This is a genomic window from Paenibacillus sp. MZ03-122A (assembly GCF_024213325.1).
GTDB lineage: Bacteria > Bacillota > Bacilli > Paenibacillales > Paenibacillaceae > Paenibacillus > Paenibacillus polymyxa_B.
The window spans coordinates 222,524-237,902 of the sequence record NZ_JANAVI010000002.1 but is presented as its reverse complement, the minus strand read 5'-3'; the positions used below and the strand labels follow the sequence as shown (position 1 = coordinate 237,902).

At 45.7% G+C, this 15,379-nt stretch carries 13 protein-coding genes; 4 read left to right on the top strand and 9 right to left on the bottom strand.

Features of this window, described 5'->3' with window-relative positions:
* Window positions 1-32 precede the first annotated feature (32 nt).
* Window positions 33-2,585: a DUF2339 domain-containing protein gene (locus tag NLX74_RS05065; protein ID WP_254328108.1), complete on the bottom strand. Its 2,553-nt coding sequence runs from the start codon at window positions 2,583-2,585 to the stop codon at window positions 33-35.
* Window positions 2,586-3,175: 590 nt separating this feature from the next.
* Between NLX74_RS05065 and serS the strand changes: the two genes are divergently transcribed.
* Entirely contained in the window at window positions 3,176-4,465 is a 1,290-nt protein-coding gene (serS, locus tag NLX74_RS05060; protein ID WP_254328107.1) for a serine--tRNA ligase, read from the top strand.
* Window positions 4,466-4,768: 303 nt separating this feature from the next.
* Here the strand turns inward: serS and hmpA are convergent, their stop codons facing one another.
* Window positions 4,769-5,998 carry an NO-inducible flavohemoprotein gene (hmpA, locus tag NLX74_RS05055; RefSeq protein WP_254328106.1) on the bottom strand — a complete coding sequence of 410 codons (1,230 nt, stop codon included), beginning with the start codon at window positions 5,996-5,998 and terminating at the stop codon, window positions 4,769-4,771.
* Window positions 5,999-6,403: 405 nt separating this feature from the next.
* On the opposite strand from hmpA, the gene NLX74_RS05050 reads away from it, so the two are divergent.
* Window positions 6,404-7,945 carry a discoidin domain-containing protein gene (locus NLX74_RS05050; RefSeq protein WP_254328105.1) on the top strand — a complete coding sequence of 514 codons (1,542 nt, stop codon included), beginning with the start codon at window positions 6,404-6,406 and terminating at the stop codon, window positions 7,943-7,945.
* Window positions 7,946-8,039: 94 nt separating this feature from the next.
* Here the strand turns inward: NLX74_RS05050 and NLX74_RS05045 are convergent, their stop codons facing one another.
* From NLX74_RS05045 to NLX74_RS05025, 5 genes are all read right to left on the bottom strand, one after another.
* A complete protein-coding gene (locus NLX74_RS05045; protein ID WP_039271892.1) occupies window positions 8,040-8,750 on the bottom strand; it encodes a GntR family transcriptional regulator in 711 nt (236 codons plus the stop codon).
* A 203-nt stretch (window positions 8,751-8,953) separates the two neighbouring features.
* Entirely contained in the window at window positions 8,954-10,363 is a 1,410-nt protein-coding gene (locus NLX74_RS05040) for a glycoside hydrolase family 1 protein (protein WP_254328332.1), read from the bottom strand.
* A 72-nt stretch (window positions 10,364-10,435) separates the two neighbouring features.
* Window positions 10,436-11,764, bottom strand: a complete 1,329-nt coding sequence (gene celB / locus NLX74_RS05035) for a PTS cellobiose transporter subunit IIC (protein ID WP_039271894.1) — start codon at window positions 11,762-11,764, stop codon at window positions 10,436-10,438.
* An 84-nt stretch (window positions 11,765-11,848) separates the two neighbouring features.
* Window positions 11,849-12,181, bottom strand: a complete 333-nt coding sequence (locus NLX74_RS05030; protein ID WP_013312602.1) for a PTS sugar transporter subunit IIA — start codon at window positions 12,179-12,181, stop codon at window positions 11,849-11,851.
* Window positions 12,174-12,491: a PTS sugar transporter subunit IIB gene (locus tag NLX74_RS05025; protein WP_013312603.1), complete on the bottom strand. Its 318-nt coding sequence runs from the start codon at window positions 12,489-12,491 to the stop codon at window positions 12,174-12,176. The genes NLX74_RS05030 and NLX74_RS05025 overlap by 8 nt, the downstream gene beginning before the upstream one ends.
* 318 nt (window positions 12,492-12,809) lie before the next feature.
* On the opposite strand from NLX74_RS05025, the gene NLX74_RS05020 reads away from it, so the two are divergent.
* Window positions 12,810-13,250, top strand: coding sequence for a hypothetical protein (locus tag NLX74_RS05020; RefSeq protein ID WP_254328104.1), 441 nt, complete (start codon window positions 12,810-12,812; stop codon window positions 13,248-13,250).
* 194 nt (window positions 13,251-13,444) lie between these two features.
* The gene (locus NLX74_RS05015) at window positions 13,445-14,560 is read left to right on the top strand and encodes a WG repeat-containing protein (protein ID WP_254328103.1); all 1,116 of its coding nucleotides are present in this window, start codon (window positions 13,445-13,447) and stop codon (window positions 14,558-14,560) included.
* Window positions 14,561-14,633: 73 nt separating this feature from the next.
* Here the strand turns inward: NLX74_RS05015 and NLX74_RS05010 are convergent, their stop codons facing one another.
* Window positions 14,634-15,071, bottom strand: coding sequence for a hypothetical protein (locus tag NLX74_RS05010; RefSeq protein ID WP_069012257.1), 438 nt, complete (start codon window positions 15,069-15,071; stop codon window positions 14,634-14,636).
* A 161-nt stretch (window positions 15,072-15,232) separates the two neighbouring features.
* Window positions 15,233-15,379, bottom strand: coding sequence for a hypothetical protein (locus NLX74_RS05005; RefSeq protein WP_254328102.1), 147 nt, complete (start codon window positions 15,377-15,379; stop codon window positions 15,233-15,235).

The following is a 15,379-nucleotide window of genomic DNA, read 5'->3' as shown; positions in this document are numbered from 1 at the left end:
AATGTTCGGTATCTACAAAATACAACAGAAAACTACATATTTTCTTCAACATCCTTCTTTATTATGGTCTCTCCCATGCGATTAGATACTTTTTGATAAATATACGAAATCGCCAACAGTACAACACCAAAAGAGAAGTAGGCTACAATCGTGCTTCCAGTCGTTAACAGATGTAGATCATACAACAGCAGCTTACCTGTCGACAGCAAGGTCAAGCCCAATCCAAATCTGCGAATGTAGACCACTCGCTTGAGGAAGCCGTATACAATATACAAAATGGCTAGTAGCAAATACACCAGACTGAACACAAGACCAGCATCCCCCAGACGGAACTGAACTCCGAGAAAGGCCGTTATGATGCCCAGCAAATATACACCCATAATGACCGGATACAACTCGTTACTTCTATAATGTCGGGTCATCAGTGCGTTCAGGAAATCCCTGCTGCTGAAGAATACCAGCACATTAAAGGCTGCGAGTACCACCAATGCCACATAATCAGCAGCCGTATTTTGCGCATAATTTTCATGCAAGGTCGGAACCGTTACAGTAACCACCAGTGCCAGCGCGTAGCCTATGACGTACAACGCCAAGCTGTAGTATTTAATCACCCGATCATACAGCAACCTCACCTTAGGCAGGAAATAAGCCAACACCAGCGATATGCAGGCATACAACAATACTTTGTACAAGGTGTAATGAGCAAACTCGTCGGATAAGACGATGTTATACCAATGCCCTGCTTCATACAAAAGGTAGAAATATACGTTCACCAAAGCTACATATTTAAATCCTTGCATGATATGCATTTCGTACAACCGATTGTTTTTGAAAGCATTCGGACGGCTAAATTCAATCGCATAGAAGACGGTAACGATCAACATTCCCAGTGTAATGAGCGTATATTTGAGTCCAAAATAATCCGTCTCAAATCCTGACAACAGATATATAGGGAAATCGACGAAAAAGAATGCGCCTAGACACAGTAATAAAATGCCCCAGCCCGCTCGTTCCAATTCCTTCAACCGGTAACGGTGTCCATATAATGTAAGAAGAACTGCTTCGATCAACCACCCCATAGATAACCATCTAACTCCAAACTGGAACGGAATCATGAGGATGGCAAAGGTCAAAGAAGTCGCATAAAATAATATTTTGGTTTGTTTCTCCTCTGGAATATATCGACGGACCCATTGTCCCAGACCTCCGTACACCAAGCAAAAGACCAGAGCCAGCAAGCCTTTATAATCATCCAGGCCTGCATCGCCGAATAGAGAATACAGAACGGAACAGCTCACGACTGTATTCAGAGCCAATAGGGAGAAATCCAGCCATGACAGTTTTGTTTTTAAACGGAAAGGCACCCACAGTGTCATCCCGAGGTACATCGCAAATGTAATGACTGCATACAGCATGCTCGCTACGGTGCTTTCCGATAACCACGCCAGCACAATCATCAAGGGCGTATTAAGCAGAAAGCTGATATATTGCACGACGCCCCACCGTTTGCGGAAGGATACAAGCAGAATCAGCAGGTTTAACAGGAACAAATAGCCCATGGCGATATACACGGCGTTCCCTTCCAGCCCGTTGGCTGCCATATAAGAAAAGAGCGGAAGATACCCCCCTACTAAACCGAAAGAGCATATCGTTCGGGATTCATACCTTAATGACAGTAGCACAGCGGTCACCGTAACGAGTACGGACAAGCCTATGCCTGTATACATTCCTATGATTTCTAACAAAAAGTAACTGTAAAAAATCGATCCGTACAGTACAGAAATACCGCCGCCCAAAATACCGAGCGCAAAGGTCTGCTTCTGCTTGCGGTACAGCCATTCGCCGCCTCCTAGCATCAGCGCTCCTAGCAGAAAGAAGGCCACGCCCTTCATATTTCCTGTGAACCAGTTCGAGTATGAGTATTTAAAAGCGGCTCCCACACCCAATATAATGAGCAAAATCCCCAGCTTGTTGATCCAGTTCAAGCCTAGCTTCATTTCAAACTGATTTTGCTTCATGCGCTTCTGCATCGTTTCCTCGCTGATCTCTTCTTCTCCGAGTTGCTGAAACTCGCTTGCCGTCTGATGAAGCAATTGGCGCTCGGCCTCCTGAAACCGCTCGCGTTGTTCCATGATCCGGTCACGAATCTCCTCTGAGAACAGTCGCAGTCTGGCGACGATCTCGTCCTGATCTTCTTTAAGCTCATGCGTAGTTTGCTGAATAAGTTGGTCCACCCGGTTTTTAGCCCCATATTCAAAGGATGTCAGCCGATTTCTCCCTTCTGCGGTTCTGGAAGCAAAATAGGTCTCCAGCTTTTCACGTGAAATGCGAATCATATTCGCCTTTTCACTCAGCATTTGCTCCGTTAGCGCAGTGCGCAGCTTTCCATTTTCCTGCTCAATATGTCGTACTCGCTCTTCCAAGTGAATGCAGCGAGCCTGATAATCCTCGAACTTTTTTCGCAGAACCTCATTCTCCAAAATGATATCTGAGGCTTCATAGTCCGCGATTAATGTTTGATACTCCTTGAGCAGCTTGTTCTGTTCTTGGCGGATCGTATGTAAACGATCTTTAAAATCCTCCATGTTCTCCTCCATTGCTGTCCATTTTGGTAATCATTACATTTTACATGAAATTAAAAAGTCATTATAGAGACTATAGCCCATTTTGGACGGTAAATTGGGGCTTTTACTTATATATTCTTCCAGTTTCATGATCGCAGATGAAGTAGAATGGATATACATATGAAAAAAAGCCTACCTTTCCCCTTCGCAAACATGAAATCCGCATGGATGTGTTGCAGAGTCTACGCTGTGTATTTATTTTTATTGGAAAGATCACGATGAAAAAAGGAATTAATCCAATGTGCAGACTCATGCCCTTGATTACCCTGCCGAAAATCCGTATACTAACAAAAAAGCAAACGATATTATGCCTGTGAAGAGCATCCAACTCGGAGGCGTTTACGCCAAGGACCATACGTTAGCGTAGGATATGGCGATATGTACCTAAGTAAACCGGACCGCCCGTTACAGCGGAGCAAAGTGGATTGGAGAGTCATGACATCTGTCATGCTGTCCGGTCAATTTGGGTGGCACCGCGAGATCAAAGCGCTCCTCGTCCCATGTGGATGAGGGCGCTTTTTGTATTTTTATCCGAAAAGGAGTGCGGTGTCATGTTGGATATCAAATGGATCAGAGAGCATCAAGAGCAAGTTCAGACGGCAGCAGACGGCAAAGGAATACAGGTATCGGTCGTGGAGCTGTTGACCCTGGATGATCAGAGAAAACAGCTACTTCAGGAAGTCGAACAGCTTCGACAGAAGCGTAATCAGTGTAGTCAGGATATTGGCACGCTAATCCATGACGGCAAGAGTGAACAGGCAGAAGGGGCAAAGCGACAGGTCAAAGAAATTAACGAACGGCTAGATCTTCTGGAAGCCCCGCAACAGGAAGTAGAGGAACAGTTTCAACAGCTTTTGCTTCTGATGCCTAATATCGTATCGCCAGATACGCCACGGGGAAGATCGGATGACGATAATGTAGAACTGGAGCGGATCGGGCCGGTTCCGAACTTCGGATTTGAACCAAAGGATCATATGGTGCTCGGTGAGCTTCATAAGCTAATCGACGTCCCTCGGGGTGTCAAAACAGCCGGTACCCGTAACTACTATCTGACGGGAGCAGGGGTTGCATTGCATCGGGCTGTGCAGCAGCTTGCGGTGGATCTGCTGACTGCACGTGGTTTCCAGTTACTGGACGTTCCACTGATGGTACGTGCAGAGGCGATGCGCAGCACTGGTTTCTTCCCGCTCGGACTGGATCAGACGTACCGCATCACAGGAGAGGATCAGTGGCTTGTAGGCACTTCGGAAGTGCCGCTAGTCTCGTATTACAGCGGTGAGATCGTGGATGTTACCGACCCGATTCGGCTGGCTGCCGTGTCCGTATGCTTCCGTAATGAAGTCGGCTCAGCCGGAAGAGATGTGCACGGACTGTATCGTGTGCACCAGTTTGCCAAGGTTGAGCAGGTCGTCATCTGCGAAGCCAGCCTGGACGCTTCGGAGCAGATGTTTCAAGAAATTACGCGCAATGCGGAAGATTTGCTTCAACAGCTGGAGCTGCCTTATCGCAAGATGGCTGTCTGTACAGGCGACATGGCGCAAAAAACCTACAAGCAGGTGGACATCGAGACATGGATGCCCAGCCGCCAAGCTTACGGCGAGACACATTCGTCGTCCCAGCTGCTTGATTTCCAGGCGCGCCGTTCCAACATCCGGTACCGCAATGCGGATGGCAAGCTGCAATATTGCTACACGCTCAACAACACAGCGGTCGCTTCGCCCCGGATTCTGATTCCGTTGCTGGAGCATCATCAGCAAGAGGACGGTTCGATCCGTATTCCGGAGGCTTTACGCCCATATATGCCGCGAAGTATGGAATTTTTGCGTACTCCCTTGTTATGAAAACAGGAGCGCACTTTGAAAAGTAGTACCCAATGAGTAGGATTTTCGATCGTAATCATCGCAAAAAAGACGAAGGATAAATATCCTTCGTCAGGCTGTCGAGAAACCCCCTGTTTTTTTGCAGGGGGTTTAAAACTGTCTTAGTGGTCTAAAAACTAGGGTGCTCAGATCGTTTTAAATCGATTTTTGTTTTAAAAGATGCGTCTCCCCATATAAAAATAGAAGTGTCGAAAAGTCCTCTGGACTTTCTCGACACTCTGACGAAGGATAAATATCCTTCGTCTTTTTTGATGTTTCATTGTGTCATTGTGCTTCTGCTTCCCATGCGCTGGCAGGACCAAAGAATTCATAGTGGATATCCGAAGTAGGGATATTCCACTCCTTCAACAGGCCGTATACCGATTGCATGAATCCCTCAGGGCCGCAAAAATAATATTGGGCGTTCCGATCCGGTATCACGGATTGTAACCAGGCCAGATCCAAACGGCTTTCCTTGTGAAAAGCCTGTGCCAGCCGATCCTGCTCCGTTGGTCTGCTGTAACACCAGCGAACTACAGCCTGTGCATGTGTGGCGACCAGCTTTTCTACCTCATTACGCAAAGCATGGTTATCCCCATTGACTGCTGCGTGGACAAAAGTGATAGGCCGATGCGGAGCAGATTTCACCAAGAAAGCCAGCATACTAACCATCGGGGTTAGTCCGACCCCTCCGCTGATCAGCACGACAGGTCTGCGATCTGTCCGATCCAGCGTAAAATCACCCGCCGGTGCAGATACTTGAAGCACATCGCCCTCTTGCACCTGCTCATGCAGATACACGGATACTTTACCTGCCGGGCGGGACTCTACAGCATCCTCACGCTTTACAGATATCCGATAGTGAGATTGGCCCGGTGCATCCGAAAGACTGTATTGACGAATGTGGGTATTGTGTTCGCCCGGAATTTCCATCTTTAAGCTGATATATTGTCCAGGCTCGAATTCAGGCAACACCTGCCCATCCTGCGGCACCAAATAAAAGGACGTAATTTGGTCGCTTTCCTTAACCTTTTTCTGCACAACAAAGCTCTTAAAGTCTGACCAGCCTCCCTGCTGCTGTCCAGCCTCCTTGTACATTTCAGCTTCCATGTCTATAAATACGTTAGCGATCACACCGTAGGCTTCGGCCCATGCGGCAATGATCTCGTCTGTAGCCGCATCTCCCAGTACGTCCTTGATCGCAGCGAGCAGATATTTTCCGACGATAGGATAATGCTCGGGCTTAATTCCCAAACTGCGATGCTTATGTGCAATCTGGCGTACCACCGGAAGAATTTCCTCCAGGCGGTCAATGTGCTGTGCAGCCGCATATACAGCATTGGCCAGCGCTCCCTGTTGACGTCCTTGCTTCTGATTCGCGTGATTGAATATATTGAGAAGCTCGGGATGGGCCTCAAACATCATCTGGTAAAAACGCTTGGTGATTGTAGTTCCGTGTACCTCCAAAACAGGTACAGTCGATTTGATCGTTGCAATGGTTTGCTCACTTAGCATCTTTGTATCCCTCTTCTCTCCAAAATAAGATAACAAAGGGTATTTCAACATATGTCCCATTTGTTAATCCTCAATTTAAAACCCAGTATACCCACATAAAGTAACCGTTTATGTGATTCCAGTCACTTTAAATTTGAAACAATGTGAACGTGTCAATGACAAAACGCACAATTAAAACACACTTCCCACATAACTGACGAGCTTTCCCCAAAGTTTCAAATATCTATATACCTATTTTGTATGTAATGATCAGATTTGTCCTTTCTCGTAACAACAGTTTCACCATGCTAAAGACTTCAATTCATTCCACTTGTAAACGCTCCCAATTAGGATAAAATTGAAGATGAGGTGCCGGACAAGCCGTTTCGGCCCATCCTATCCGTGTTAAAGGAGGCAGACGATATCGTGAAGTGGATCAACAGTAGCAAATGGTTAGCCGCATGGATTTGTATCCTATTCGCAGTGGCCAGTGCGGGTCTTCAACCCGATACAGCACATGCCCATACAACAGGCGTTATGCAAGCAACCTACGGGACCGAGGTGAACCAAGCGCTGAATGGTTTGGACGTCGCCAATGCTGAACTATCCCTGAGCGCAACAGCAAGCACAGCCATTACGAACGGAACGGATTGGAAAGACACCGCAGGTAACCCGATTCAGGCGAACAGCGGTAATATTCTAAAAGTAGGTTCTATTTATTATTGGTACGGCGAGCACGCCGAAAACTGGAAATTTGAAAAAGTGAACGTATATACCTCAACCGATTTGAAAAATTGGTCCTTCCGCAGCAGTATTCTCACCAAAGATTCCGCCCCTGAGCTGAATTCCAGCAAAATCGAGCGTCCCAAAGTCATCTACAACAAAACCACCGGAAAATATGTACTATGGGCGCACTATGAAAATGGCACGGACTACTCACTCGGTCGTGTAGCCGTCGCTACCAGCGATACACCCGACGGAAATTTTGCCTACCAAGGCAGCTTCCGCCCGCTGAATTACGAGTCTCGGGATATGACGGTGTTCACGGATACTGACGGTAGCGGCTACCTTATTACGGCTTCCCGTAAAAATGGCGGCGCCAACGATACGATGGCGATCTTCAAGCTGACAGCCGATTATACAGGCGTACAGTCGTTCGTTGGCTGGATTTTTGAAAATGGCTATCGCGAAGCTCCTGCTGTTGTGAAAAAGGACAATACCTACTACCTGTTCACCTCGCAGGCATCCGGCTGGTATCCGAATCAGGGCGCTTACGCAACCGCCAGTTCCATGACTGGAAGCTGGTCTGCTCTGTCGCCCTTCGGTGACCCGGCAGCTTACGGCTCGCAAATCCATTCCATCGCCACGATTACGGGTAGCGCAGGAACCAGCTACATCTATATGGGCGACCGATGGAATCCGCTCAATCTGAGCGACCACAAATTCATCTGGTTGCCACTAACCCTGAATGACTCCAATAAAACAGCAACCCTGAACTGGTACAGTAGCTGGGATCTGGATGATGCGACAGGCACAGTAATCCTACCGTCCCTTGTGAATCACGCACAGGGCAAAACAGCGACTGCGAGCTCAGCCGCATCCAGTTCTCCAGCTTCACTGGCGAACGATGGCAACGCCCAAACCTCGTGGAAAGCTGCTTCCGCATCCTGGCCCGCTTGGTGGCAGGTCGATTTGGGCAGTACCAAGACCATCAGCGAAGTGGATATTTCATGGTTTATGTACAAAGGATCTGAAGCGTATTACAAATATAAAATTGAATACAGCACGGATGGAGTTAACTACTCCACGATTGACCGCACAGGTAATACCACGTATGGTTTTACCAGTGACAAAGTTAATTTTCAGGCCCGTTACGTACGAATCAATCTTGTAAATGCGGTGTTATTTAATAATCCAAACAACTGGTATACCCCTACGGTGCATGAAGTAAGATTGCTTGGCAATTAACTTGCTTCATTAAAAAGAACATGGCAGGAGAATCCCATATTAGATAGGCTTCTTCTGCCATGTTTGCTTTACCACCTGTTTCGTACTCATTCGCTCAACGTACCCGATTTACTGTGGTAAACACAAATTTATCATACCGATGCCGTGAGAATGAGTATTCAAACGGTATACCCGTATCCAGATAACCTACCTGCTCAATTTCTAAAACCGGATCATCCGCACCACAATCCAAATACTCCCAGTCTAGCTCGGTCGACTTGGACGCGCGGATGGTACGATGTGAACTGACAATATTAAGGCCCAGCTCCTCCTTAATATGTTTGTACACTGAGCCGTGCAACACCTGCTCGGTAATACCGCTGATCAGCTTCGTAGGCATGTATGTGCGCTCTATCACATACGGCTCGCCCTCTACAATACGCAGACGGACTACACGATACACAGGAGAATTGGCATCAATAAATAGATGCGCCGCTACCTCTTCAGATGGAAATTGAACGTCAAAGGCTATAATTTTACTTTTGATTTCTTTCCCGCGCAGTACGTTTGTCAGCCCCAGCATTTCATTCACAACGACATTAACCGGGCCATTGTAGATCGATTTGACGATAAAGGTTCCGTGTCCTCTTTTACGATTCAACAGCCCTTCCGACACCAACGTATCCAATGCCCTCTTAATCGTCATCCGACTTACCCGGAACTCACTGGCCAGTGAAATTTCATCGGGAATCGGATCATCACTGCTATAGGTCTTGTCTATAATACGCTTCTTGACCTCTTGTGCAATCCGTTCGTATTTGTTCATTGGTCTACCACCTGTACTAAAATTTGTTTTATGTCAGCATTTTACCAAAACATCGGTAGCGCTGGTTCTTTTGGCTCTGCAGGCGGGGACATTGAGGTATTACGGTATAAGTAAGTATACCGAACATTATACTTTCTCACCAGCGGCGTACAGCACAGTTCTTTGATGATGATGAAGAAAAAAAGGCGGTCCAGAGGACCACCTTAGAATCCGTTATTCTCGATCACCTGTTTGAACCAGTGCCCACTCTGTTTAACGGATCTCTTGCCACCGTTCTGAAGATCGACAGACACAAAACCATAGCGATTTTTATAAGCATTCGTCCAGGACCAATTGTCCATAAAGGTCCATAAGTGATAGCCCTTCACATTGGAGCCCTCTGAGATGGCCCGTTGAACCCACTTGAGATGCTCAAGGATAAAATCAATGCGATAGTCATCGCGGATCATACCCTGTTCATCTCTGAACTTTTCTTCACCTTGAACGCCCATTCCGTTTTCTGAAATGAAGCATTCAATGTTGCCATAATTTTCTCTGACATTGGTCAGGATGTCGTAAACGCCTTTCTCATAAATCTCCCAGCCCCGCATCTCATTCATCTTGCGACCAGGCATGATGTAATAATCGAAGAAACGTTCCGGCACAAAAGGTGCATCTGGGTTCGGCAGACTTTCACGAGCCTTGACTCTGCGCGGCTGATAATAGTTAATACCCAGCAAGTCTACAGTGCCCTGGCGTATAATCTCCCGATCTCCGTCTTCCATGCTTGGTACATATCCCTCTTGGCGTAACAGCTCCACGAGCAAAGGATTGAATTCTCCCGTCACAGATGGGTCTAAGAAGGAACGGTTAAAGAACGCATCGCATATTTCAGCAGCCTGCACGTCTGCCGGATGCTGACTACGCGGATAAGTCGGCGTCAGGTTCAAAATAATTCCGATTTTGCCCTTATAACCGCCTTCTCTGTAAGCCTTAATGACACTCGCGCTCGATAACAAGGTATGATATCCCACCTGTACGGCTTTACCGAAATCCACTTCATTCGGATAGTGGAAATCGTACAGATAGCCGCCTTCCACCGGGACAATCGGCTCGTTATGCGTAAACCATTTGGCTACACGATCCCCGAATAGCTCAAAGCAAGTGTTAGCGTAATCCACGTAAGCTTCGACCGTCTCCCGGTTCACCCAGCCTCCTTTTTCCTGTAAAGCCATCGGCAAATCAAAATGGTACAAGTTCACAAACGGCTCAATACCCGCCTGATGCAACTCTTCAATTACGGCATTATAGAATTGAACTGCCTGCTGGTTCAATTTACCTCTCCCTGCCGGAAACAGACGCGACCAGGAAATAGAGAACCGGAAGGAGTTGTGACCAAGCTCTTTCATGAGTGCAATATCTTCTTTATAACGGGTATAGAAACGGGACGTTTCGCCAGGTCCAACGCCGTCATAAAAACGGTTCGGCTCCTGCTCAAACCAATAATCCCAAATGTTCGGTCCTTTGCCGTCTCCCTCCACGGTTCCTTCTGTCTGGGTAGCCGAGGCCGATGAGCCCCACCAGAAGTCGGATGGAAAACGGTATTGAATGGTTTGCTGCTCTATATCTTTCATTTCGGTATGATTCACAGCTCTACTCCTCTCTCTTTTGCATGAATAAGTTGCTAATCTAGCAGCTTATTCACATTACATTCCAACAGTTTGATCCTTACCTGCAATGGCTGTTTGGTTAAGCTCCTCTTCCTGCTCTTTACGAACGTTCATCCGATCAATAATTTTTAGGAACGGGAACCAGATGACAAAGACGACAGCCATATTAAACAACTGCAGTACGCCTCCCATCAGAGATCCCGTAGCCATCATTCCACTAAAGAACAACGGCATCGTCCAAGGAACCTGTATTCCGTTTGGCGGCGGTACAATCCCAGTAGACATGGCGAAGTAAGTAATCAGCGTAACGATCATTGGAGCAATGACCCATGGGACAAAAATAAGCGGATTCATCACAACCGGCAAACCGAATATGACGGGCTCGTTGACATTAAACAGACCCGGTCCAAGGGCCAGCTTACTGACCTGCTTCAATTGCTTACTCTTCAGGAAGATCAGAATCGTGAGCACTACGGCCAGTGTCATACCTGTACCACCGATACCTACGGTATAAATATCCACAAACTGCTTGGTGATAATATGCGGCAGTTCCGCTCCTTTGGAGTACGCTTCGTAGTTTTCAAGTGCCAGCGTATTCCAGATCGGTTCCATGACTGAGTTGATAATAATCTGACCATGAAGCCCAAAGAACCATAAAAGCTGAACAAAGAAAATAGCAATTAATGTAGGTATAATACCACTGCCCAAGTGCACCAGAGGTGCCTGTACAGCATGATAAATCAGATCATGCAGGTTATTATGAAGAGTCAGTGTAACTACAACATTAATGATCAAAAATATGCCCAATGTGATACACGCCGGAAGCAAAGCGGCAAACGATTTGGCAACGGCTGGCGGAACGCCTGGAGGCATTTTGATAACAATGTTCCGCTGTGTCACTCTTCGGTAAATTTCAGCAGCTATAAAAGCAACGATCATGCCAAGGAACATGCCTTTGGCCCCAATCCGATCCAACGGAATGACACCAGCAATCGTGGCACCGCTTTCTTGTGTCAGCACAAACGGGGTGAGCATCAAGAAGCTGACCAACGCGATCATGCCACCGAATATGGGCTCGACCTTATAACTTCGGGATAAATAATAGCCTATCCCGACAACCACGAATAAGGTCATGATGTTCAGGGTGGCACTCGGCGCAATGTTCAGCAGACTGTTAAAAGTCGCATAATTACCGTCGCCCATCCAATCTTTTAGAAACGGCAGATTGATAATAACGACAATGATGGAGCCAAAAACTGTTAATGGAAATGACAACATAAATGCATCACGCAGTACAGTAAGATAGCGGTTGTTGTTCAGTTTACCGGCAATAGGTATCAGTATCCGGCTTAATTTCTCAAACAAAGCCTATTCCTCCCCGCGAAGTGACTTGCATCAATAGGATTGCAAGCTTTTCATGTCCCAAATTTCACAAACTTACATGTTCCGTTATAAATTTCTGGATTTGAACAGCTCCAGCAATTCTAGAACCAGATCCTTCATGGTAACCGTGGACATCAGATGATCCTCGGCATGCATTAGAAGGAGCGAGAAAGGAGTTTGGGTACCTCCCGCTTCCTTCTTAACCATTTGAAAATGGATATCATGCGCAGCACGTAAATCCTGCTTGGCTTGTTTGAGCAGTTCGTCCGCACCCTCTACATTCTCATTTCGATATTCGGTCAGCGCCTGAATCACTTTACTGCGAGCGCTTCCACTATGAAGAATAAGTTGGAAACTAATTTGCTCTTCCGTCAGTTCGGCTATATTGACTTTATCCATTTTTGCGTTCCACCAGCTTCACTGCTTGCTCATAGGCTTTCTTACCGTCAACCATCCCGTATGCCATCATGTCAATCACTTCTACATGAATACCATATTGGGCTGCTTCCTTTTCCAGCTGTCCTTTAAGAAAACTCATTTGCGGGCCAATCAATACTGCGTCAGCCTTAGCCATGTCTTCTGCCGCCTGATCTTGACCTACTGCCCAAATTTCAGCCTCGTCTCCAATGGACTTAGCATAATCCTGCATCTTAGTAACCAGCAAACTTGTAGACATACCTGAGCTGCACGCCAGCAAAATTTTCTTCATGATTGTTCCTTCCCTTCAAGGTCTGATTGGATGTTAACTACTAGAAAACGTTTACAGCGTAATTATAAATCCAGTTTTTTGATTTGTCTATACATTTAATATATATGTATAGACTTTTTTTAAAATGACACTGTTTCTTCACTTTTTTTCTTGAAAATGAACGTGATCTCTTATCTTTAATCTCTCAATAGAATCGATTTTCACAATAAGAGGTTCTGCCAAATGATATGTTATTTGATTCTGTAAAATGTTAACATGAGCTTACGGAGTAAACTTGGTTGCTCCTCCGTAGCCAAAGAATAGCTGAGGTGAGAAGAGATGAGTAGAGATGAGAAGAGTCAAAGTAAAACCAAGCAAGAGTTAGACCGGGTCGTGTTCATCGGCCGCACGTTTGAGGAGTACGTCCAAATGTTCAATTTGCACATTTCTGAACTTGTAGGCAAAAAGATTTTGGACTGTCCTGCGGGAGCATGTTCCTTCACCGCTCTGGGCACCAAAGCCTCGCTGGATATCACCGCAAGTGATATCGCCTACGATCACAAGATTGATGATCTGAAACGCAAAGGCCTATTGGATATTGGGCATGCAATGGAAACACTAGAACGTGCAAAAGATAATTATGTTTGGAGCTGTTATGGAGATCTGCTAGATCGTTTGATTCTTGAGCTGGAGGCAGAAGGCTTACGGGTGACAGAGGCCAAGGTTCCGTATGAGTTTATGCGTAACGGCAACTCTCTGTTAAGCATACGAAAGATATAGGGCAGGTTTAGGTGTAGAGGGAGCAAGCGATTAGCTTGCTCCCTTTCTGGTTATTGAGATGAAAATTAGAAAAATTTAGAATATCAAGAAACATTCCTACATTTTTATCGTCTATATTATGGAATACCTTACGTATGAAGGTAAGATTTTTCGAAGCCCAAAGTTAAAAAATCAACTCACAAAGGAGCTTATGCATGTTAAAAAAGTTAGGATTAGCTGCATTGATTCTGGTTACTAGCCTCTCCGTTATGGGAACAGGCTGGGCCGCATCCGGCACAACAACCATTGAAGTTTCTAAAACTGCTCTGGATTACAACGTTGCTCGCCCGCTGAGCGATGGTGCTTTTCATGATGGCTTATTGGCTGCTGAAACATCTGCTGGAAACCTCGTGTATTACAATACCAAAGGAGAGAAAGCTTTCTCACTTCCCGCCGAGCTTAAACCCATTGGTGATTTTCATGAGCAGCGAGCCGTAGTCAAAAATACAAAAACCAATCTCTATGGATACATTAACACCAAAGGGACACTGGTCATCCCTTGCCAATATACCGAAGCCAATTTCTTTTCCGAAGGAAAAGCCAAGGTTACCATAGCAGACACCAAAGAAAATGCAATTATAGATCGAACGGGAAAAATCATTTCTCATTTTAAAGAAAATGGGGATTCAGAATATATATTTACGGACGGTCTGGCTCTTGCCTACGCCCCCAACACTGGCAAGATCGGTTTTGTGAATGCCTCTGGTCAACTAGCAATTCCTTATAAATATAAATACAGTCGTGGTTTCTCGGATGGCTTGGCTATTGTTCAGAATAGCAAAGGGCTATACGGATATATCAATACAGCAGGGAAAGAAGTTATTCCTCCTCAATATCAATCCGGTGGAGACTTCTCGGAAGGATTGGCCCCTGTGCAAAATACTAAGGGAAAATGGGGATTCATCAACAAACAGGGAAAAATCGCGATTCCCTTTAAATTTACAGATGCCCAGGATTTTAGTGAAGGCCTGGCGAGTGTGAAAAATGCAAAAAACGAAGTCGGATTTATTGATAAAAACGGAGCATTGTTCATTAAATATCAACAAAAATTTGACGTTACCTCTCCATTCAAGGAAGGCATTGCTTTAGTCGGTAAACAAGCAAACTCATCTGTCTCGGACGGAAAATTCGGTTACATCAATCGCCAAGGCCATTTGCTCACTAAACTTGAGTACAGAGTGGAATCCTCCTCCTTCTCCAATGGCTATGCTGTTGCTTTTATCAAGCCAGGCAAAGCGTTTATTGTATCTAAACATTCCGTTTCAAAATAAACAAGACGACCCCGGAGGCAGATTGAGTAGATCTGCTTCCGGGGTCATTAGATTTCCAATATCTTGTATACAATTAGTCGTGTGTGTAGAATTTTACCCCAGGCAGATCTGCTGCCACCCACGAATAATTAATGGTATTACTGTTGTAATTTTTGGTCCCCGCCTGTGCAACCTGTACCTCCTTCAAAATCGTGATCGATGAACCCTTCGGTCTGACAACGACCACATGACCATGCCCATCTGCTTTTTTGATTCCGATGGTAGGATACCCGAGATTTGCTCTTTTTTGAGCATCCTGAAAGGTTACAGTGTACCATCCCGGCGCATTGTTGCCCAGTAAAGCATCAGCCATTTGATTGGCTAAGCCACTTGGCAGGGAAGCCGACATCGCAGACATCACATCTTGTGCAAAAATATTACACTTCGTTCCACCTACTGGCGAATACTTTTTGTTCGTTTCTACCTTAAAACCGTCAATTACAGATGCGTAAGTACTTGCACTTCTAGCCATTGAAATTCCCCCTGAATATAAGTTGTAGAGGAAACGACGGAGTCGCTTGAACATCTGAATGGCTCCACATTCATTGATGTTGGCCTCAATTCCCTCTCAACTATTAGGGTGATTTCCGGCTTACTTTAACAACGTAATACTACAAAAAATTAACTTCATTCTCATAACTGAAGGCTTTCTTCACTGATTACGGTTGGAACGATAAGCTCAGGAGTAGTCGTAGGCTTAGCTTGTGTTAAATAGTCTGCTGCCCCCATCATCAGAGCGATGCCGATAAATAACACGATCCAATTACGATTCTTTTTCAT